Annotated in this window: 18 protein-coding genes; all 18 read left to right on the top strand. The window is 60.8% G+C overall.

Annotated elements, in window-relative coordinates; translation table 11 throughout:
- Positions 1 to 21 precede the first annotated feature (21 nt).
- The gene (locus G5171_RS00610; RefSeq protein ID WP_421259657.1) at positions 22 to 1,461 is read left to right on the top strand and encodes a DUF1566 domain-containing protein; all 1,440 of its coding nucleotides are present in this window, start codon (positions 22 to 24) and stop codon (positions 1,459 to 1,461) included.
- Between the two features lie 13 nt (positions 1,462 to 1,474).
- Entirely contained in the window at positions 1,475 to 2,044 is a 570-nt protein-coding gene (locus G5171_RS00605; protein ID WP_005351118.1) for a DUF1566 domain-containing protein, read from the top strand.
- A 377-nt stretch (positions 2,045 to 2,421) separates the two neighbouring features.
- Positions 2,422 to 2,826 carry an NADH-quinone oxidoreductase subunit A gene (locus G5171_RS00600; RefSeq protein ID WP_005344919.1) on the top strand — a complete coding sequence of 135 codons (405 nt, stop codon included), beginning with the start codon at positions 2,422 to 2,424 and terminating at the stop codon, positions 2,824 to 2,826.
- Between the two features lie 29 nt (positions 2,827 to 2,855).
- Positions 2,856 to 3,530 (top strand): NuoB/complex I 20 kDa subunit family protein, encoded by a 675-nt coding sequence (locus G5171_RS00595; RefSeq protein ID WP_005344917.1) that lies wholly within the window; start codon positions 2,856 to 2,858, stop codon positions 3,528 to 3,530.
- Positions 3,531 to 3,532: 2 nt separating this feature from the next.
- Positions 3,533 to 5,338, top strand: a complete 1,806-nt coding sequence (gene nuoC, locus G5171_RS00590; RefSeq protein ID WP_107685022.1) for an NADH-quinone oxidoreductase subunit C/D — start codon at positions 3,533 to 3,535, stop codon at positions 5,336 to 5,338.
- An 80-nt stretch (positions 5,339 to 5,418) separates the two neighbouring features.
- Complete coding sequence (gene nuoE, locus G5171_RS00585; protein ID WP_005337236.1) at positions 5,419 to 5,961, top strand: NADH-quinone oxidoreductase subunit NuoE; 543 nt, start codon at positions 5,419 to 5,421, stop codon at positions 5,959 to 5,961.
- Positions 5,958 to 7,343 carry an NADH-quinone oxidoreductase subunit NuoF gene (nuoF, locus tag G5171_RS00580; RefSeq protein ID WP_421259656.1) on the top strand — a complete coding sequence of 462 codons (1,386 nt, stop codon included), beginning with the start codon at positions 5,958 to 5,960 and terminating at the stop codon, positions 7,341 to 7,343. The genes nuoE and nuoF overlap by 4 nt, the downstream gene beginning before the upstream one ends.
- Positions 7,344 to 7,384: 41 nt before the next feature.
- Positions 7,385 to 10,141 carry an NADH-quinone oxidoreductase subunit NuoG gene (nuoG, locus tag G5171_RS00575; RefSeq protein ID WP_421250284.1) on the top strand — a complete coding sequence of 919 codons (2,757 nt, stop codon included), beginning with the start codon at positions 7,385 to 7,387 and terminating at the stop codon, positions 10,139 to 10,141.
- Complete coding sequence (gene nuoH, locus G5171_RS00570) at positions 10,138 to 11,106, top strand: NADH-quinone oxidoreductase subunit NuoH (RefSeq protein ID WP_005337244.1); 969 nt, start codon at positions 10,138 to 10,140, stop codon at positions 11,104 to 11,106. Before nuoG ends, nuoH begins: the two co-directional genes overlap by 4 nt.
- Before the next feature lie 10 nt (positions 11,107 to 11,116).
- On the top strand, positions 11,117 to 11,659 hold the full coding sequence (nuoI, locus tag G5171_RS00565) for an NADH-quinone oxidoreductase subunit NuoI (RefSeq protein ID WP_005337245.1): 543 nt from the start codon (positions 11,117 to 11,119) through the stop codon (positions 11,657 to 11,659).
- A gap of 10 nt (positions 11,660 to 11,669) precedes the next feature.
- Positions 11,670 to 12,221, top strand: coding sequence for an NADH-quinone oxidoreductase subunit J (gene nuoJ, locus G5171_RS00560; RefSeq protein WP_005359828.1), 552 nt, complete (start codon positions 11,670 to 11,672; stop codon positions 12,219 to 12,221).
- Positions 12,218 to 12,526: an NADH-quinone oxidoreductase subunit NuoK gene (nuoK, locus tag G5171_RS00555; RefSeq protein WP_005337247.1), complete on the top strand. Its 309-nt coding sequence runs from the start codon at positions 12,218 to 12,220 to the stop codon at positions 12,524 to 12,526. The genes nuoJ and nuoK overlap by 4 nt, the downstream gene beginning before the upstream one ends.
- Entirely contained in the window at positions 12,523 to 14,370 is a 1,848-nt protein-coding gene (nuoL, locus tag G5171_RS00550; RefSeq protein WP_421259655.1) for an NADH-quinone oxidoreductase subunit L, read from the top strand. Before nuoK ends, nuoL begins: the two co-directional genes overlap by 4 nt.
- Positions 14,371 to 14,468: 98 nt before the next feature.
- Positions 14,469 to 16,013: an NADH-quinone oxidoreductase subunit M gene (gene nuoM, locus G5171_RS00545; protein ID WP_421250286.1), complete on the top strand. Its 1,545-nt coding sequence runs from the start codon at positions 14,469 to 14,471 to the stop codon at positions 16,011 to 16,013.
- The gene (gene nuoN / locus G5171_RS00540) at positions 16,010 to 17,473 is read left to right on the top strand and encodes an NADH-quinone oxidoreductase subunit NuoN (protein WP_194496077.1); all 1,464 of its coding nucleotides are present in this window, start codon (positions 16,010 to 16,012) and stop codon (positions 17,471 to 17,473) included. Before nuoM ends, nuoN begins: the two co-directional genes overlap by 4 nt.
- A 191-nt stretch (positions 17,474 to 17,664) precedes the next feature.
- Complete coding sequence (locus G5171_RS00535; RefSeq protein ID WP_421259654.1) at positions 17,665 to 18,795, top strand: FIST signal transduction protein; 1,131 nt, start codon at positions 17,665 to 17,667, stop codon at positions 18,793 to 18,795.
- A complete protein-coding gene (locus G5171_RS00530; RefSeq protein ID WP_216978568.1) occupies positions 18,792 to 20,222 on the top strand; it encodes an HD domain-containing phosphohydrolase in 1,431 nt (476 codons plus the stop codon). Before G5171_RS00535 ends, G5171_RS00530 begins: the two co-directional genes overlap by 4 nt.
- A 16-nt stretch (positions 20,223 to 20,238) precedes the next feature.
- Positions 20,239 to 21,774 carry an HD domain-containing phosphohydrolase gene (locus G5171_RS00525; protein WP_254204468.1) on the top strand — a complete coding sequence of 512 codons (1,536 nt, stop codon included), beginning with the start codon at positions 20,239 to 20,241 and terminating at the stop codon, positions 21,772 to 21,774.
- The last annotated feature ends 62 nt before the right edge of the window (positions 21,775 to 21,836 follow it).

Below are 21,836 nucleotides of genomic sequence, written 5' to 3'. Positions count from 1 at the left end.
GACCGAATCAAGGAATGTGAAGTGAAATCATCCGTACTGGTTATTGCAACCCTCTCAGCCCTGCTCAGCGCCTGTGGCGGCGGGGAAGATAACGCACCACTGGCGATCCCGGACTACCGGGTCGATGTCGCTCTGCCGACCGCCGGTACCCTGTGCGCCGATCTGGATCAGAACTGGCAATGTGATCCCGCCGATCCTGCCGTCAGCGGCGAAGGAGCTGTGGCCCTGGTCAGCCGTTCGGCCAACATCGTCAACTCGCCCTTGCTTTTCGTACCGAGGAGCGGAGGCCTGCTACTGGCACATCCGGCCGCCAAAGGGGATCCACAACGGCTGCAACCAACCCTGCTCAGTACCCTGTGGCAGAGCCGCATTGCCGAAGGGGTGGCCGCCGATCGCGCACTGACGCAGCTGCTGGCCGATCTCGCGCTGCTGCAACCGGGCAGCGACCGCGTGGCCCTCGCAGGTCTCGGCCAGTTTGATCAGGCGCTGCAACAGGTGGCGATCAGCTTGCAGCAACAGGCCCGCACACGCCTTGCCAACGCCAAGGAGACCCAGTTGCTCACCACCAGCTATCGCGCCATCAGCCTGATGCTGGCGCAATTGGCTCAGGAGTGGCAGCGCAACGGCCAGTTTGCTGAAGAGACCCAAAGCGAACTGCTGACCCTGCTGGTGCAGCAGCAGCCACGCAACCTGCTGACCGTCACCGGCGTCACCACCTTCAGCGATGGCAATGACCCGCTGCTGGAACAGGAACCCGCCGACTATCCGGGACAAGATGCCAGCTGGAATCGCACTCGTCCCCAACTTGCCTATCGTAAACTCGATGATCGCGGTCAGGTTCTCCCCGACAACGCGCCGAGCTGGCAGTGCGTCAAGGATCTCAATACCGGTCTGGTGTGGGAGGTCAAATCGGACGATCCCTTGAGCCCGGCCTGGAAAAGCAGGCCCTTTGCCTATGAGGATGAGCAGTTCAAGGCGACCGCAGGCGAGCAGCAAGCGGCCTACCAGCATATTCATAAGAGGATCGAACAGCTCACCGCCGAAGGAGATCTGGCGGCCCTCGCCCGAGCACAGGCGCTGGCCACCATGCTGACCACCCGCGCGTATCAGCAGTGGCTCAATGGCGAGCAGCGCTGCGGCATCAGCCAGTGGCGGCTGCCCACCATGGGTGAACTGATGTCACTGATGCACTACGGTAGCCTGGCCAAGGACCCGCTGGGTCAGCGCATCATCGTGGATACCCGTTACTTCCCGGATATCGCCCCCTCGGAAGATGACACCTACCATGGCTACTACTGGAGCGCCACCAGCAACACAGCTCAGCGCTTCTCCGGTGGTCCCATCAGCAAACGCACAGTCCAGCTCTTGGGAGAAGATGCGGGCACCACCTATCCCGCGCTGGTGCAGCAAGATACCTATATCGAGCTGATGCAGGTACGACTGGTCGCCACTCCCCAATAATCCGAGGAATATCATGAGCCTTTATCGCTTTTCGTTCGCCATGCTGGCACTGCTGGCCCCCCTGGCCCACGGTGCTGCCATTTGTGATGACACCATGGATCGCACCGCCCCCTCTGCCCGTTTTCTTGACCATGGCAACGGCACCGTCACGGATCAACACACCGGCCTCACCTGGATGCGATGCAAACTGGGGCAGACATGGAGTGGCAGCAGTTGCCTGGGTGAACCGACCGTTTACTACTGGCAGCAGGGGCTGCAAGTGGCGGAACGGATCCGCAGTGACAGCAGCCATGCTCTCTATCACTTCGGCGGTATCAGCCAGTGGCGCCTGCCCGACATCAAGGAGCTGGCAACCCTGGTCGAGCATGCCTGCTACAAGCCCTCTCTCAATGAAGCCATTTTCCCGCGCGCCATGGCGGGGGGCGGTAAAGAGGTCAATGAAGGCTATGTCTATCTGATGAGCAGCACGGTAACCTCCGCCAATGGCCAGCGGGCGTATCTGGATATCACCTCGGGAGATATCGGTCTTCGCTCCATTGGCGCCTACCCGGATCAGGTCTTGCTGGTCGCCAATAAACCCTGACCGCCCCACGCTCGAAACCGGAACGCGATGACAGGAGAGGCTTGAAAGCCTCTCTTTTTATTGCTCTTGCCGCCCCCCTACCTCACCCGCCATCACGCTCTTCTCCCGCCTGTGCCCCCTGCCCGCGATACCGATCTGCTCCTGCTCCGCACGCGATATACCCCTTTCAGGTGATGACGAGGAGCAATTCTCTGCGCTTTCCAGGCCTTTCTCGCCCACCATAACCAACAAAAAAGTGCGCTTCTTAACAAAATTTAATTACCGGTTAACCGATTAATAATTAACCCGTAAAAATGACATGTAAATCAGTGCGAAAGTGTCATAATGCGTAACATTATTGTTAAGTCACTTGATTAATTTGGTTAGGAAAAACCTCTATGTTTGCTGATATTTCTGCTCAACATTGGGCTTTTGCCATTTATGTCATCGGTGCCATCACCATCTGTCTGGTGATGATAGGTCTCGCCGCCCTGCTGGGAGGTCGCGCCTACGGCCGCACCAAGAACAAGCCATTTGAATCTGGTGTCGACTCGGTCGGCAGTGCCCGCCTGCGTTTTTCCGCCAAGTTCTATCTGGTCGCCATGTTCTTCGTCATCTTCGACGTCGAGGCGCTCTACCTGTTTGCCTGGTCTGTCTCCGTGCGGGAGAGCGGCTGGGTCGGCTTTATTGAAGCCACCATTTTCATCGGACTGCTGCTTATCGGCCTGATCTACCTCTGGCGCATCGGCGCACTGGACTGGTCACCGCGCAAACCGCAGCTGAACAACAAAAACAGTGATTGAACCACAGACCCTTTCCTTGAGGTTGCACCATGAAGTACACCCTGACCCGGATTGACCCGGATGCACCCGTTGAGCGCTACCCCCAGGAGCAGCGCCAGACCGTCGATGACCCACTGGCGCAAGAAGCGACGCGCGGCATCATGATGGGCCGCCTCGAGGAGGTGCTGCAAGACACAGTCAACTGGGGCCGCAAAAACTCCCTCTGGCCTTACAACTTCGGCATCTCCTGCTGCTACGTGGAGATGTGTACCGCCTTCACCTCCCCCCACGATGTGGCCCGCTTCGGCGCCGAAGTTATCCGCGCCTCGCCCCGTCAGGCCGACTTCATGGTGATTGCAGGGACCCCCTTCATCAAGATGGCGCCAGTCATCCAGCGCCTGTATGAACAGCTGCTCGAACCCAAGTGGGTGATCTCCATGGGGGCCTGCGCCAACTCCGGCGGCATGTATGACATCTATTCCGTGGTGCAGGGGGTGGACAAGTTCCTGCCGGTCGACGTCTACATTCCGGGTTGCCCGCCCCGTCCCGAAGCCTTTTTGCAAGCCCTGATGCTGCTGCAGGACTCCATCGGCAAAGAGCGCCGCCCCCTCTCCTGGGTGGTGGGCGATCAGGGGATCTACCGTCCCCAGATGCAGGCCGAAAAAGAGCGCAAGCGCGGCGAACGGATCAATGTGACCAACCTGCGCACGCCGGATGAGATCTGACCATGAAACTGACTCGTGATTTTCCCAGCAATTACGCCATGGCCCAGTGGCAGCCCAGCGACCACAAGGATGCCAAAGTCATTGGCGAACTGTTTGCCCACTTCGGGGCCGAGCACTTCACCGTGCAGACCACGCGCACTGGCGTGCCGGTGGTCTGGCTTCCCCGCGAACGGCTTCAGGATGTGATGGGCTTTTTGCGCAAGGTGCCCTCCCCGTTTGTGATGCTGTTTGATCTCAGCGCCACCGATGAGCGGCTGCGCAGCCATCGCGACGGTCTGCCCCAGAGCGATTTCACCGTCTTCTATCACCTCATCTCCATCGACCGTAACGCCGATGTGATGTTGAAAGTGGCGCTGGCCGAGAGTGACCTGCATCTGCCCACCATCACCAACCACTTCCCCAATGCCAACTGGTACGAGCGGGAAGTGTGGGATCTGATGGGCATCACCTTCGATGGCCACCCCCATCTGACCCGGATCATGATGCCCAAGAGCTGGCAGGGTCACCCGCTGCGCAAGGATTACCCGGCGCGCGCCACCGAATTCGATCCCTTCATGCTCGATGCCGCCAAACAGGACATGGAGCAGGAGAACCTGCTGTTCAAACCGGAAGAGTGGGGCCTGGCCCGCGGCAACGAGAACGAGGACTACATGTTCCTCAACCTCGGCCCCAACCACCCCTCTGCCCACGGCGCCTTCCGGTTGGTGTTGCAGCTCGATGGCGAGGAGATCCGCAACTGCGTGCCCGACATCGGTTATCACCATCGTGGTGCCGAGAAGATGGGCGAGCGCCAATCCTGGCACAGTTACATCCCCTATACCGACCGGGTCGAGTATCTGGGCGGGGTGATGAACAACCTCCCCTATGTGCTGGCGGTCGAGAAGCTGGCTGGCATCAAGGTGCCACAGCGGGTCGACATGATCCGGGTGATGATGGCGGAGCTGTTCCGCATCCAGAGCCACCTGCTGTTCCTCGGTACCTATATCCAGGACGTGGGGGCCATGACCCCGGTCTTCTTCACCTTCACCGACCGGCAGAAGATCTACACCATCATCGAGGCGATCACCGGAGCCCGTATGCACCCGGCCTGGTTCCGTATCGGCGGTGTGGCCCACGACTTGCCGAAGGGATGGCAACGGCTGGTACAGGACAACCTGCTGAGCTGGCTGCCAAAGCGTCTGATGGATTACGAAAAAGCAGCGATGCGCAACAGCATTCTGCGCGGTCGCACCATAGGTGTATCGGCCTACACCACCGAGCAGGCGTTGTCCTGGGGTACCACGGGGGCCGGATTGCGCGCCACCGGCCTCAACTTCGACGTACGCAAATGGCGTCCCTACTCCGGTTACGATCAGTTCGACTTTGAAGTACCGGTCGGCAGCAATGGCGATGCCTACGACAGAGCCACCGTGCGGATCGAGGAGATCCGCCAGAGCATGTCGATCATCGAACAGTGCATGAAGAACATGCCGGAGGGTCCCTTCAAGGCGGATCACCCCCTCACCACGCCGCCGCCCAAAGAGCGCACGCTGCAGCACATCGAGACCCTGATCAACCACTTCCTGCAAGTGTCTTGGGGCCCGGTGATGCCCGCTGCCGAATCGTTCCAGATGATTGAGGCGACCAAGGGCGTCAACAGTTACTACCTGACCAGCGATGGCTCCACCATGAGCTACCGGACCCGGATCCGCACCCCGAGCTTTGCTCACCTGCAGCAGATCCCCTCGGTGATCAAAGGCAGCATGGTGTCGGACCTCATCGTCTATCTGGGCAGTATCGATTTTGTTATGTCGGATGTGGACCGTTAAGTGATCCGCCCTCCCGGCCATGGCCGGGAATCGGGATCGCCGGACGAGCAGTAAAAGGACAAGCCACCAAAGGTCAAGTCATGAGCCAGCAATGTCAGTGTCACAATAATCAGACCCCACAGGGGCAAGGGGCATGCAGCAGCAAACAGGACGACTTCGTTCTGAGCCAGGCTGAACGCGATGCCATCGAACACGAGAAACACCACTACGAAGATCCCCGCGCCGCCAGCATCGAAGCGCTCAAGATCGTGCAGCAGGCCAGAGGCTGGGTACCCGACGGCGCCATTCACGCCATCGCGGCCGAGCTCGGCATTCCCGCCAGCGACGTGGAGGGGGTTGCCACTTTCTATAGCCAGATCTTCCGCCAGCCGGTAGGGCGCCACATCATCCGCGTCTGCGACAGCATGGTCTGCTACATCAATGGCCATGAAGATCTGCTGGCCGGTCTCAAGGAGGTGATGAACCTCGGCCCCGGTCAAACCACCCCGGATGGTCGCTTCACCCTGCTGCCGGTCTGCTGTCTTGGCAACTGCGACAAGGGGCCAGCGATCATGATCGATGACGACACCTATGGCGGCCTCGATCCGGTGACCTTGCTGAAAACCCTGGAGGCTTACCCATGAGCCTGCCGCAGAACAAAATCCTCGCCTCTCTTGGCACCGCCAACCGCACGGCCCGCACCGCCGAGACCCACCCGCTCACCTGGCGGCTGCGGGATGACGGCCAGCCGGTGTGGCTGGAGGAGTATCAGGCCAAACAGGGGTATGACGCCGCCCGCAAGGCGCTCGGCCAGATGAGCCCGGACGAGATTGTCAGTACCGTCAAGGATGCCGGTCTCAAGGGGCGTGGCGGCGCGGGCTTCCCCACTGGTGTGAAGTGGGGGCTGATGCCCAAAGACGAGAGCATGAACATCCGTTACCTGCTCTGCAACGCCGACGAGATGGAACCCAACACCTGGAAAGATCGCCTGCTGATGGAGCAACTGCCCCATCTGCTGATCGAGGGGATGATCATCAGTGCCCGGGCGCTCAAGGCCTATCGCGGCTACATCTTCCTGCGCGGCGAGTATGTGGATGCTGCCATCCACCTGCGCCGTGCGGTGGAAGAGGCCAAGGCCGCCGGTCTACTGGGCAAGAACATTCTGGGATCCGGTTTTGACTTCGAGCTGTTCGTCCACACCGGCGCCGGCCGCTACATCTGTGGTGAAGAGACGGCGTTGATCAACTCGCTGGAAGGGCGCCGTGCCAACCCGCGCGCCAAACCCCCCTTCCCCGCCGTCTCCGGCGTCTGGGGCAAACCCACCTGCGTCAACAACGTCGAAACCCTCTGCAACGTCCCCGCCATTATCGGCAACGGAGTCGCCTGGTATCACGGGCTGGCGCTGCCGGGCTCGGAAGATCACGGCACCAAGCTGATGGGCTTCTCCGGCAAGGTGAACAACCCCGGGGTCTGGGAGCTGCCCTTTGGCATCACCGCCCGCGAGCTGTTTGAACATTACGCCGGCGGCATGAAGAGCGGCTATCGCCTGAAAGCCTGGCAACCGGGCGGCGCGGGCACCGGTTTCCTGCTGCCGGAGCACCTCGATGCCCAGATGTATACCGCCGGTATCGGCAAGGTCGGCACCCGGATGGGGACCGGCCTCGCCATGGCGGTGGATGACTCCATCAGCATGGTGAGTCTGCTGCGCAACATGGAGGAGTTCTTCGCCCGCGAGTCGTGCGGCTGGTGCACGCCCTGCCGCGACGGCCTGCCCTGGAGCGTCAAGCTGCTGCGGGCACTGGAACGTGGCGAAGGGCAATCCGGCGATCTGGCGACCCTGGAGCAACTCTGCGGTTTCCTTGGCCCGGGCAAGACATTCTGCGCCCACGCACCGGGCGCCGTCGAGCCGCTCGCCAGCGCCATCAAATATTTCCGCTCCGAATTCGAGGCCGGGATCAAAGGCAGCGGTGATAACCGCAAGCCGGTCAAAGGGATCCAGCCCAATCTGCTGGGCGAGCGCTGGTAACGACACCACAGATTTCACAAAACAGGTTTCAGGGAAGTTGTATGGCAACCATTTATGTAGACGGCAAAGAGTACGAGGTAGACGGAGCAGATAACCTGCTGCAAGCCTGTCTGTCGCTGGGTCTGGACGTCCCCTATTTCTGCTGGCATCCGGCGCTGGGTAGCGTTGGCGCCTGCCGCCAGTGTGCGGTCAAACAGTATCAGAATGCCGATGACAAGCGCGGTCGTCTGGTCATGTCCTGCATGACCCCGGCCACCGATGGCAGCTACATCGCCATCGAGGATGAAGAGGCTAAAGAATTTCGCAAGAGCGTGGTGGAGTGGCTGATGACCAACCACCCCCACGACTGCCCGGTGTGTGAAGAGGGCGGCGCCTGCCACCTGCAGGATATGACGGTGATGACAGGCCACAACAGCCGTCGCTACCGCTTCACCAAACGCACCCACCAGAATCAGGAGCTGGGCCCCTTCATCGGTCACGAGATGAACCGCTGCATCGCCTGCTACCGCTGCGTCCGCTACTACAAGGATTATGCCGGTGGCGAGGATCTCGGGGTCTATGGTGCCCACGACAACGTCTATTTCGGACGGGTCGAGGATGGCACCCTGGAGAGTGAATTTTCCGGCAACCTGGTGGAGGTCTGCCCCACCGGCGTCTTCACCGACAAGACCCACTCCGAACGTTACAACCGCAAGTGGGACATGCAATTTGCCCCCAGCATCTGCCAGCAATGCTCCGTGGGCTGCAACATCAGCCCGGGCGAGCGTTATGGCGAGCTGCGCCGCATCGAAAACCGCTTCCACGGCAGCGTCAACCACTACTTCCTTTGTGACCGTGGCCGCTTTGGCTATGGCTACGTCAATCTGGCCGACCGCCCGCGCCAACCGCTGCTCAAAGATGGCAACGACCAGCTGACCATCACGGTCGATGGCGCCCTCAACCGCGCCGCCGATGCCCTGCGCAGCGCTAGCAGCCTCATCGGCATCGGCTCGCCCCGCGCCTCGCTGGAGAGCAACTTTGCCCTGCGCGAGCTGGTGGGTGAAGCCAACTTCTACGCAGGCGTCGAGCAGGCCGAGTGGGCCTGTCAGCTGAAGATGCTGCAGATCTTGCAACAGGGCGGCGTGCCAACCCCGAGCCTGCGGGACATGGAAGAGGCCGACGCCATTCTGCTGCTCGGTGAAGATGTCACCATGAGCGCCGCCCGTATCGCGTTGGCGCTGCGCCAAGCCGTCAAGGGCAAGGCCCGCGAGCTGGCCCGCAAGATGAAGGTGGATCTGTGGCAAGTCGCCGCCGTTCAGACCCTGGGGCAGAACGAGCGCTACCCGCTGCTCATCACCAGCCTCGACACCACCCGTCTGGACGATGTGGCGGCCGACAAGCTGCACGCCCCCTATGCCGATCAGGCGCGCATTGGCTTTGCCATCGCCAACCTGCTCGACCCGAGTGCACCGGCCGTGGCCGACCTCTGCCCCGAGCTGCAGGCACAAGCGACTCGCTGGGCCGAGCTGCTCGGCAACGCCAGGAAGCCGCTCATCATTGCAGGCTCCAGTGCCCGCGATGTGGCGCTGGTTGAGGCGGCCAGCAACATTGCCCGCGCCCTGAAAGGCCGAGGTCTGGAAGCCAACATCGCGCTGGTTGGCCAGGAGGCCAACTCGCTGGGTCTGGCCATGCTGGGCGCCCAAACCTTGTCAGACAAGCCACTCGAAGCCGCCCTTGCGCGTATCGAGTCAGAAGAGGGGTTGGCGCTGGTCACCCTGGAGAACGATCTCTACCGCCGCGCGCCGCGCAACCGGGTGGATGCTGCTCTGACACGGCTGCAGCACCTGCTGGTCATCGACCATCAGGCGACCCCGACCGCCAACAAGGCAGATCTGGTGCTGCCAGCGGCCAGTTTTGCCGAGGCCGATGGCACCCTGGTGAACATGGAAGGGCGCGCCCAACGCTTCTTCCAGGTCTATGCACCCGCCTTCTACAACGCCGATATTCAGGTGCGTGAAGGGTGGCGCTGGCTGGCGGCGCTGCAAGGGGCGATCGAACGCAAGCCGCTGCGCTGGCAGAACTTCGACCAGGTCAACCATGACTGCGCCACCAGCAATCCGCTGCTGGCTACCATGCTGGAAGCGGCGCCCAACGCAGGCTTGCGGATCCGTGGCATGCGACTGGCCCGTGAGCCGCATCGTTACAGCGGTCGCACCTCCATGCTGGCGGATCAGAACGTCAGCGAACCGCGGGTAGCGCAAGATCCCGACTCCCCCTTCAACTTCTCCATGGAAGGGTATGCCGGAGCCCGTCAGCCGCTGCCGCAAGTACCGTTCGCCTGGGCGCCGGGCTGGAACTCTCCCTCCGCCTGGAACAAGTTCCAGGATGAAGTGGGTGGCAAACTGCGTGCTGGCGATCCGGGTCGCCGTCTGCTGGAAGCAACAGACCCGCAGGCAGAAGGCAAGGAGCCGCTCGGCTGGTTCACCACCATCCCCGCCCCCTTCAAGGCCGCAGAGGCGCTGCAAGTGGTCAATTATGCCCAGCTGTTTGGCGGTGAGGAGCTCTCCGCTCGCAGCCCGGTTATTCAGGCCCGGATGAATGAACCCGAGCTGGTGCTCAATCCCCTTGATGCAGAGCGTCTGGCCCTGCATGCCGGTAATCAGGTCTCCTTCTCCTGGGGCGGGAGCCACTGGCAACTTCGCCTGCGCCTGAGCGATCAGCTAAGCGCCGGTCTGGTGGGGCTCCCCCTTGGGGTGAACGGCCTGCCGACGGCCCTGCAACAAGCCTCAATCACTAACCTGCAGGAGGTGATCGCATGAGCGAGTCGCTGATCGATCTGTTGCTGGAGGTGGGCAAAGCACTGATCGTGCTGGTGGGGATCGTGGGGGCTGGCGCCTTCATGAGCTTCATCGAGCGCCGTCTGCTGGCCCTGTGGCAGGATCGCTACGGCCCCAACCGTGTGGGGCCGTTTGGTCTGCTCCAGCTGGCCGCCGACATGATCAAGATGTTCTTCAAGGAGGACTGGATCCCGCCCTTCGCCGATCGCCGGATCTTTATCCTGGCCCCCATCATCGCCTTCACTGCCTTTATTCTGGCGTTTGCGGTGGTGCCCATCACCCCCACCTGGGGCGTGGCGGATCTCAATGTGGGGCTGCTCTACATCCTGGCCATCGCAGGGCTGGCGGTCTATGCGGTGCTGTTCGCCGGCTGGTCGAGCAACAACAAATACTCATTGCTTGGCAGCTTGCGCGCCTCGGCCCAGACCCTCTCCTACGAGGTGTTTCTCGGGCTATCCCTGATGGGGATTGTGATCCAGACCGGCAGTTTCAACCTGCGGGATATCGTCGAGGCACAGGCAGACTTGTGGAACGTGGTGCCCCAGATCCTGGGCTTTGTCACCTTCCTGTTTGCCGGTGTCGCCGTCACCCACCGTCACCCGTTCGATCAGCCAGAAGCCGAGCAGGAGCTCGCCGACGGCTATCACATCGAGTATGCGGGGATGAAGTGGGGTCTCTTCTTCGTGGGCGAATATATCGGCATCGTGCTGATCTCCTCGCTCATCGTGACCCTCTTCTTCGGTGGCTGGCACGGCCCCTGGCTGCCCCCCTTCATCTGGTTTGCCCTGAAGACCGCCTGTTTCATGGTGTTCTTCATCCTGCTGCGGGCCTCCCTGCCTCGCCCGCGCTTTGACCAGGTGATGTCGTTTGGCTGGAAAGTCTGCTTGCCGCTGACCCTGATCAATATGCTGGTCACCGCGGCAGTTGTACTGATAAGTACGCAGTGAGGCACTCAATATGAAAATTGTTAGCATTATTCAGGGTGTCGGCACCCAGTTACGCAGTCTGGCCATGGTCTTCTCCCATGCCTGGCGGCCCCGTGAAACCCTCAACTATCCGGAGCAGGCAGTCTATGCGGCCCCCCGCTACCGCGGTCGCATCGTGCTGACCCGCGACCCCGACGGGGACGAGCGCTGCGTGGCCTGCAACCTCTGCGCAGTTGCCTGCCCGGTCGGCTGCATCTCGCTGCAAAAATCCGAGCGGGAAGATGGTCGCTGGTATCCGGAGTTCTTTCGCATCAACTTCTCTCGCTGCATCTTCTGCGGCCTGTGTGAAGAGGCTTGCCCCACCACCGCCATCCAGCTGACACCGGATTTCGAGATGGGTGAGTATCGCCGCCAGGATCTGGTGTACGAGAAGGAGGATCTGCTGATCAGCGGGCCCGGCAAATACCCGGACTACAACTTCTATCGCATGAGCGGGATGGCCATCGACGGTAAGCCGAAAGGGGATGCCGAAAACGAAGCCAAGCCCATCGATGTCAAGAGCCTGCTGCCCTGAGGAGTCAATCATGGAACTGGCATTTTATGCCTCGGCCCTGGTGGCCATTTACAGCACGCTGCGGGTGATCAGCACCAGCAATCCCATGCATGCGCTGCTCAATCTCATCATCTCCCTCATCGCCGTGGCCATGATCTTCTTCTGCCTGGGTGCCGCCTTTGCGGGCGCCCTGCAGGTGATCGTCTACGCCGGCGCCATCATGGTGCTGTTCGTGTTCGTGGTAATGATGCTGAACCTGGGGAGTGCCCAGGCACAGGAGAAAAAGTGGCTCACCCCCATGACCTGGGGGGGCCCAGCCCTGCTCTCGCTGATCCTGCTGGGCTTTCTGGCCCACGGCATTCTCGGGGTGACCGGGGGCCTGATCGGAGTGACCGAGGTGACCGCCAAGCAGGTAGGTGTCGAGCTCTTTGGCCCCTATGTGCTGGCGGTGGAGCTTGCCTCCATCCTGCTGCTGGCGGGTCTGGTAACCGCCTATCACCTGGGTCGGGAAGAGAAGAGCGGTGAAGTGCTCTCCGTCCCCCGCACAGCATCCCGCTCTGCACAAGAAGGAGGTCAGCAATGAATGGAATCCCTATGGAGCACGGCCTCCTGCTGGCCGCGGTGCTCTTCTGCATCGGCTTGTGCGGTCTGCTGATCCGCCGCAACCTGCTCTACATCCTGATGAGTATCGAGATCATGATGAATGCCTCGGCACTGGCGTTTGTGGTGGCGGGTAGCCGCTGGGCCCAGGCCGATGGCCAGATCATGTATATCTTGGTGATTTCTCTGGCGGCAGCGGAGGCCAGTATCGGCCTTGCCCTGTTACTGCTGCTCTATCGTCGTTACCACACCCTGAACGTGGACACTGTGAGTGAGATGCGCGGATGAGCCTCTTATATCTGACTTTTCTATTTCCGCTGCTGGGATGGCTGGTATTGGCCTTCTCCCTCGGCCGGTTTGGCGAGCGTACCTCGGCGCTGATCGGGGTGGGCTCCATTGGCCTGTCGGCCCTCACTACCCTGTGGGTGGGCATCGACTTTCTGGGCAACCCGCCCGAGGGGGGCGTCTATGTCCAGCGCCTGTGGCAATGGATGGCGGTGGGCAACTTTACCCCGAGCTTCTCGCTGGCACTGGATGGCCTGTCGCTGACCATGCTGGGGGTAGTGACCGGGGTGGGTTTCTTTATCCACCTGTTCGCCTCCTGGTATATGCGCGGTGAAGAGGGCTACTCCCGCTTCTTTACCTACACCAACCTCTTTATCGCCAGCATGCTGTTTCTGGTACTGGCCGATGACCTGCTGTTTGTCTACCTCGGCTGGGAAGGGGTAGGGCTGTGCAGCTATCTGCTGATCGGCTTCTACTACAAGGATCGCAACAACGGAGCGGCGGCCCTCAAGGCATTTGTCGTGACCCGGGTGGGTGATGTCTTCCTCGCCATCGGCCTGTTTATCCTCTATCGGGAACTGGGCACCCTCAATATCCACGAGCTGCTGGTTCGTGCCCCGACCCTGTTTGCCGAGGGCTCCCCTGCCCTGTCGCTGGCCTGCCTGATGCTCTTGGGCGGCGCAGTCGGCAAATCGGCCCAGCTGCCGCTGCAAACCTGGCTGGCGGATGCGATGGCAGGCCCGACCCCGGTCTCCGCGCTGATCCACGCCGCCACCATGGTGACCGCCGGTGTCTACCTGATTGCACGTACCCACGGCCTGTTCCTGCTGGCGCCAGAGATCCTCCATCTGGTCGGACTGGTTGGCGCCATCACCCTGGTGCTGGCAGGCTTTGCCGCGCTGGTTCAGACCGATATCAAGCGGATCCTCGCCTACTCCACCATGAGCCAGATTGGCTACATGTTTCTGGCACTGGGTGTCGGCGCATGGGAAGGGGCCATCTTCCACCTGATGACCCACGCCTTCTTCAAGGCGCTGCTGTTCCTCTCCGCCGGTGCCGTTATCGTTGCCTGCCACCATGAGCAGAACATCTTCAAGATGGGTGGCCTGCGCAAGAGTTTGCCGCTGGTCTATGCCTGCTTCCTGGTGGGGGGCTCGGCGCTGGCGGCGTTGCCGCTGGTCACTTCCGGTTTCTACAGTAAGGACGCCATCCTGTGGCAAGTAGAAGCCTCTGGCCAAAGCGCGCTGCTGTGGGCAGGTCTGGTAGGGGCATTCCTCACCTCGCTCTATACCTTCCGGCTGATCTTTATCGCCTTCCATGGCAAAGAGCAGACCAAAGCCCACGCTGGTCACGGTCTGGCTCACCATCTGCCGCTGCTGGTGCTGCTGGTGCTTTCTACCGGCATAGGCGCGCTGATCACCCCGCCACTGGCAGGTGTACTGCCCGCAGGCCCGGGGGACCATATCGAAGAGGGTCGCCATGCACTGGAGGTAGCCTCCGGCATCATCGCCATTGCGGGCATCACGCTGGCCGCGTTTCTGTTCCTTGGTGAGCGCCGTCTGGCCACCGCCATTGCCAACAGCGCGCCAGGCCGCCTGCTCAGCACCCTCTGGTTCAACGCCTGGGGCTTTGACTGGCTCTACGACCAGCTGTGGGTCAAACCCTATCTGCTGGCGACCCGGCTGCTGGCCCGAGACCCGCTGGACTGGATGATGGGCCTGCCCGCCTGGTTTGCCCTGCGGGGCAACCAGCTGCTGGCCTGGACAGTCACCGGCAAGTTGCGCTGGTATGCCGCCTCCATGGGGATCGGCGCCGTGCTGGTGCTGGCGCTGTTGCTGTTGGGGTAACGCGATGAACAACACGAAGACCGTACAGCCGGGCTGTTTGCTCTCCCTGATGGAACAGGGAGCGCAATCTCATATGAACTTGAACGAGAGCTGATACCGTGACCTTACTCTGGATCTTGCTAATTCCTTTTATCGGCGGCTTGCTCTGCTGGCAGATGGAGCGTCTCGGCGGGCAGTTTGTCCGCTGGGTAGCCCTCCTCTCCATGAGCGCCAGCCTGCTGCTCTCCTGTGCCATCTGGCTAAGTGGTGACTTCTCCCTTGCCACCACGGGTCTCGACAGCGCGGGCGTCTCCGGTGCTGCCTCCGCCTGGGCCGCCGAGTGGCGCCTGCCGTGGATCCCGCGCTTCGGCATCTCTTTGCATCTGGCGGTGGATGGCCTGTCGCTCTTGATGGTGATCCTCACCTGCTTTATCGGGGTACTGGCCATTCTCTGTTCGTGGAAAGAGATCGTGCAACGCATCGGCTTCTTCCATCTGAACCTGCTCTGGATCCTGGGTGGCGTGCTCGGCGTCTTTATGGCGCTGGATCTGTTCCTCTTCTTCTTCTTCTGGGAGATGATGCTGGTTCCCATGTACTTCCTGATTGCGCTCTGGGGCCATTCGGTCACTGACGGCAAATCACGGATCAACGCGGCGACCAAGTTCTTCATCTACACCCAGGTGAGCGGCCTGATCATGCTGGTGGCCATCATCGGGCTGGTGCTGACCCACCAGCATGCTACCGGTGTCTTCACCTTCAACTATCTAGATCTGCTCAATACCCCGATGAGCAAGGGTGTACAGTGGCTGCTGATGCTGGGCTTCTTCATCGCCTTCGCGGTCAAGATGCCGCTGGTGCCGCTGCACGGCTGGCTGCCGGATGCCCATAGTCAGGCGCCGACCGCAGGCTCCGTGGACCTCGCCGGTATTTTGCTGAAAACCGCGGCCTATGGTCTGCTGCGCTTTGCCCTGCCCCTCTTCCCGGAGGCCTCCGCCGAATTTGCTCCCTACGCCATGGTGCTGGGTCTTGTCGGCATCGTGTATGGCGCCATCGTGGCCTTTGCCCAGACCGACATTAAACGCCTGGTGGCCTACACCAGCATCTCCCACATGGGTTTTGTGATGATCGCTATCTACTCAGGTAGCGAAGTGGCCCTGCAGGGTGCCGTTGTGCAGATGATCGCCCACGGTCTCTCGGCTGCCGGCCTCTTTATCCTCTGCGGTCAGCTCTACGAGCGGTTGCACACTCGGGATCTGCGCCAGATGGGCGGCCTGTGGGGACGCCTGCGCTATCTGCCCGGCGTGATGCTCTTCTTCTCGGTAGCGTCGCTCGGCATGCCGGGCACCGGCAACTTTGTCGGCGAGTTCCTGATCCTGGTCGGCAGCTTCCAGGTTGCCCCTGTCATCACGGCGGTCGCCACCTTCGGTTTGGTACTGGCCTCGGTCTACTCCCTCATCATGTTGCAGCGCGCCTGCTTTGGCCCCGCCAAGGATGAGAGCATGCTCAAGGGACTGGATCGCCGCGAGCTGACCATGATGATGGTGATCGCGGGCCTGCTGGTTCTGCTTGGCCTCTATCCCCAACCCGTGATTGACACCGCCAGCAGCAGCCTTATCAACGTGCTGCACTGGTATCTGCTGCCGACTGCTGGAGCCCTGCAATGACTTTCTCCGCTTCCCAACTGCTGGCACTGCTTCCCCTGCTGTTGACCACCGGGGCCATGGCGGCCCTGATGCTGGCCATCGCCTGGCGCCGCTGTGTCACCACCGCCTTTACCGTGACCATCGTTGGCCTCAACCTTGCTCTGTTCTCGCTGCCCATCGTGATGGCGCAAGGGGATCAGGGGGTCACCCCGCTGCTGCAAGTGGACAGTTACGCCGTCTTCTACATGGGACTGGTGCTCATCGGCGCCCTGGCCACCTGCACCTTCGGTCAATCGTGGCTGAAAGCCTACCCGGACAACCGGGAGGAGTTCTTCCTGCTGCTGCTGATCGCCACTGCCGGTGGTCTGGTGCTGGCCTGCTCCCGTCACCTCGCCTCTCTCTTTATCGGGATCGAGATGCTGACCCTGCCGATGTTCGGTCTGGTGGGTTACGCCTACCGCGAGCGCCACTCGCTGGAAGCGGCAGTGAAGTACATGGTGCTCTCTGCCGCAGCTACCGCCTTCCTGCTGTTTGGCATGGCGCTGCTCTATGCACAGGCAGGCAGCCTGAGCTTTGCAGCCCTGGGGCAGACCCTGGCCGAGAGCCCGGCTCACCACCCGCTGTTGATGGGCGGTTTGGGGCTGATGCTGGTCGGCTTTGCCTTTAAACTCTCCCTGGCCCCCTTCCACCTCTGGACCCCGGATGTCTACGAAGGTGCCCCGGCACCGGTCGCCACCTTCCTCGCCACCGTCAGCAAGGTGGCGGTCTTTGCCGTGCTGCTGCGCTTCTATCTGGCGGTACCGGCGGCGAGCGATCCCATGATCCACTGGCTGCTGGCAGCCATGGCGGTTATCTCCATCCTGGTCGGCAACCTGCTGGCCCTGGTGCAGACCAACGTGAAACGGATGCTGGGTTACTCCTCCATCTCCCACTTCGGTTACCTGCTGGCGGTGATCGTGGCGAGCCGATTCGGCCAGATGCCGGTGGAAGCGGCCGGGGTCTACCTGCTGATGTATCTGTTCACCAGCCTGGGTGCCTTTGGGGTGGTGAGCATGATGTCGAGCCCCTATCGCGGCAAGGATGCAGACTCCCTGCACAGCTATCGCGGTCTGTTCTGGAAGCGTCCTTACCTCACAGCCGTACTGACGGTGATGATGTTGTCACTCGCGGGCATCCCGATGACCCTCGGCTTTATCGGCAAGTTCTACCTCATCGGCGTCACCGTCGAGGCGCAGCTCTGGTGGCTCTCCGGCGCCATCGTGCTCGGCAGCGCACTGGGTCTCTACTACTACCTCAAGGTGATGGTGACCCTCTATCTGCGCGAACCAGGCATGCAGCAGCGGGATGCCAGCGCCGACTGGGCACTCTCCTCCGGTGGTGTGGTAGTGCTGCTCTCTGCCGCACTGGTGGTCTTGCTCGGCCTCTACCCACAACCCGTCATCTCTCTGGTACAGGGTTTCCAGAACGTGGTACTGCAGTAATATCAAACAACCTCTCAATCAAAACCGGTCCCTGTGGCCGGTTTTTTATTGCCACATAACCGATACCCCCTGCCACGACTCAAATTTGCCTGTCTTTAGAAAGGCTTATACTGACACATCAAATATTGATGGGTATTCAGCCAGCCCCCTTGCTGATATATTGATGACTGGCAGGAATGGAGTTCCGAGCGATGATGCAGCCTACTTTTCATCAATTTGATGCGCATCCACTGACCGATACACTGCTTCCCTACCGAGGGGGACGACTCGATGTGTTGCTGGCCGAGCGGGATGCCGCACGTGTTGCCGAACTGCAGCAGCAGTGTCAGCGCCTCGATATTCAGCTCTGTGGCGCCATCTTTCCAAGCCTGGTCAGCCGACATGGTTTCCACGAACGGGGGGCCTGGCTGTTGCCCAGATCCACATCTCACAACCCTCTGCTGATCCCGCTCTCTTCTACAGCCAGCGCCGATGAACTGGCCGCCATCATCTGCGAGCGACTGGCCTCCAGACTTTCCGAGTGGCCGGATGCACAGAAAATTCCTACCCTCTTTCTCACTTTCGACGCCATGATCCCCAATATCGCCTCCATTCTTGAAGGGCTCTATTTGCGGCTGGCAGATAGGGTCAACTATGCCGGCGTCAATGCGGGCAGCGGTCAGTTCACTGCCATGCCCTGCCTGTTTGATACCCGGACATTGCTGGATCATGGGGTCAGTTGTGTACTGCTTCCCCACCAAAGTTACTCCCTGCTCGAGCACGGCTACCAGCTCACTGCTCAACCCATGCTTGCCACCAGCAGCGAGGGCAACAAGATCTCCTTTATCGACTGGGAACCCGCCTTCAGCCGCTATCAATCCCTGATCCGGCAGCAATTCCAGCAGAACCTCACCCCGGAGCAGTTCTACCAGTACGGCGTCCACTTGCCGCTCGGGTTGCTCAGAGCCAATGGCGATGTAATCGTGCGGATCCCGGTCGCCGTCACCGAAGAGGGTGCCCTGCTCTGCGTGGGAGAGGTCCCTGACCACAGTATTCTCACGCTGCTCAAGGCGCCGCAAAGTCCGACAACCCATGCCATTGAGCTGGCCGGAAAACTCAGCCAGCATGGTGTGCCTGAATACATCGAGCTCTACTACTGCGCCGGGCGTCAGCAGCACTTCGGTACGCAGAGTGCGCTTGAGCTGGAAACCCTCTTCACTCACAGTGGGGCACATGAATTGGCTGGTGCCCTCTCCCTTGGTGAAATAGGGAACCTGCGACCAGGGGACTACCCGCTGTTTCACAACGGCGCCATTCTCTGCAACGGGGAGGGACCGCGGTGAACAACGATCACGCCATGGCCATTGTCTGCGATCTCGCCCTCTGTATTGGTCGGGAGGTCACACTCGATGCCCTGCTCACCAAGGTGTTGCAGCGTTTTATGTTTCACTGTGCCACACCGGTTGGTGTGGTATTGCAGCAGCAACGGGAAGGATATGAGCTGCTCAAGGTCATTGGTGATGATCAGCTATCCCGGCACTGTGGCTCTCGGCTCTCCTTGCCGACCTGGGTTGGTGAAGGAGATCAGTGTGCGCTGCAAACAACTGTGCCTCTCCCCGGTGGCCGGCCATACCACTTTGCCTATCGGCTCAGGGTTGACGGGGGATATCTCATCTTGCTGCTGGCACCCCACCCCCAGCAGCATACTGTACCGGTCTGCCATCTGTTCAGCCCGGTACTTGGTAATCTGGCTCGAGCCATCCAGCTATGCAAGGACAGCGAACAGCTCGCCAGGCGCCAGCAGGCCGAGCTGGTCGACATGCAGCGCCTCAACGAGTCCCTGCTCAAGGCCATCCCCATCCCGGTATTCTACAAGGATGTTGAAGGGCGCTTTATCAGTTGCAACCCTGCCTTTACTCAAGTGACCGGGATCAGCAGGACCGATCTGCAGGGGAAGCGAGTAGACGAAATCCTGCCGCCAGAGATGGCGGACGAATATACCCAACGTGACATGGAGGTGCTGCGCAGCAGGCAGCCGCAATATTTCGAACATACGCTGTTTGATCGCAGCGGCCACCGCTACCAGGTGCTGAACTTCAAGGATCTCTTCTATGACCATCAGGGCGAGGTGGCAGGTATCATCGGCGCCTTGGTCGACATCACTCATATCAAGGAGAGCGAGCAGCGCCAGCGCACCCTGCTGTTTCAGACCATAGCGGCCCTCTCCTCCGCGATTGCCCACAAAGATCCGGTCACGGCAGGACACGAACGGCGCGTGCACGATCTCGCGCTGGCCATCGGTCAACAGCTGCAACTGCCGCAGGAGCAGCTGGATGGGCTGGGCCTTGCGGCCATGGTGCACAACATCGGCCTGTTGCAGATCCCAGCAGAGATCCTCACCCGCCCACGGGAACTGAGACAGGTGGAGTTCGAACTGATCAAACAACATCCGGAGACAGGTCGCGAGATCCTGCAACAAATTGACTTCCCCTGGCCCATCACCACCATAGTGCAGCAGCACCATGAAAACATGGATGGTAGTGGCTACCCGCAGGGGCTGCAGGGGGATGCCATCTCTCTGGAGGCGAGAATTATACGGGTCGCCGACTCCCTCGCCGCCATGACGGCCCACCGTCCGTTCCGGCGTGCCCTCCCCCTCACCGAAGCCTTCGCCGAGCTGACGCGCTATGCCGGAGTGCATTACGACGAACGGGTGGTCGATGCCTGTTTCGCCGTCTGGCAAGCGGGCTACCGCTTTACTACCACCTGACTCTGGTTGCACCAAGATGATGTTTAAAAATATACCGCCATCCACTCAGCCACCGGGCGTCAGCGATCACCCTACCGCAGCCCTGCTCCATCAGGTGATGGAACAGCTGCCCTATCGCGTCCTGCTGAAAGATACCCGTTCACACTTCATCGCCTGCAACCGTCTCTTGGCCAACGATCTTGCCCTCACCCCGGCAGAGCTGGTTGGCAAGTGTGATGCCGACTTTTTTCCGGCCGAACTGGCACAACGCTATCGGGATGATGATCTCCAGGTCATGGCCAGCGGCAAAACCCGGCATCACGAAGAACCCTATCTGAAGGGAGGGGAAGGCCGCTGGCTCAGTACCACCAAGTTTCCCCTGTACGATGAGCTGGGCAAGGTGATCGGCGTCGGTGTCTTTTTCGAAGATATTACCGACCAGAAGCAGCAGCAGGAGCGTCTCCAGCAATATACCTGGACGCTTGAAGCCATTACCCGCGCCCACCATGCCATGCTCAAGCAGGGGGACGAGCAGACACTACTGCAGGAGATCTGCGATGCCATCACCTTCGATGGTCGCTTTCCTCTGGTGATCGTGCTGCAGGCCGCTGATCAGGACAGAATGCAGATCCTGGCGCAGGCAGGTCAGGCTATCTGGTTTGCCAGCGATGACTGGCTCACCCGGGATGTGGCCCTGATCCGGGCCATCAGCTCAGGCGAGATGCTTAACGAAGCACTCGGCATCGAACTGGTTCACCACTCCGCCACCCTGAGGGGCCGGCTGCTGCTGCCATTACCGTGGCAAGCCGCAGTGCCAGGTGGCCTGCTTATTCACAGCACGCAGGCCAGAGCCTTCACCGATGAGGAAGTACACCTCTTCAACGGACTGGCTGACTACCTGACATATGGCCTGCAAGCTCGTCGTACCCAGCAAGCCTATCTCGCCGCTCAGCGAGAAAAAGCCATGCATGCCCGCCAACTGGAGCTGGCCCTGGAGGATGCGCTGGGAGCCATCGCTGCCGTGCTGGAACAACGCGATCCCTACACCGCTGGTCACCAGAAGCACGTCGCTACTCTGGCGTTGGCCATCGGTCGGGAACTGGGGCTGGGTGACAAACAGTTACGTGGTCTTTATCTGGGCGCCATGGTGCACGATATCGGTAAAATCCAGGTGCCTGTCGAGATCCTGACCAAACCGGGCAAGCTGACCCCCCAGGAGTTCAATCTGGTCAAGGAGCACCCGACGGCAGGTTATCTGGTGCTCAAGGATATTGCTCTACCCTGGCCCATCGCCCGGATGATCCACCAGCACCACGAGTATCTGGACGGTTCCGGCTATCCAGGGAAGCTAAAGGGGGATGAGATCCTGCTGGAGGCCCGCATCCTCACCGTCGCCGATATCGTCGAATCCATGTCCTCGGATCGTCCCTATCGCGCCGCCCTCGGCATTCCCCAAGCAAGGGAGCAGATCATCCAGATGCGTGGCCATCAGCTCGATGCGGATGTGGTGGATGCCTGTCTGCGGATCCTAGACCGGGGAGACTTTATCCCCCAACCGCTCGGCAAGCCGTAACGACACGGATAAAAAAACCGGCCAAATGGCCGGTTTCTGTTTTTATGCGCTGGTGCTGTCTC

Origin of the sequence: Aeromonas sp. 600774, from assembly GCF_049175075.1 — a bacterium.
Classification (GTDB): Bacteria; Pseudomonadota; Gammaproteobacteria; order Enterobacterales; family Aeromonadaceae; genus Aeromonas; species Aeromonas veronii_A.
This window is presented reverse-complemented; position numbering and strand designations above follow the sequence as displayed.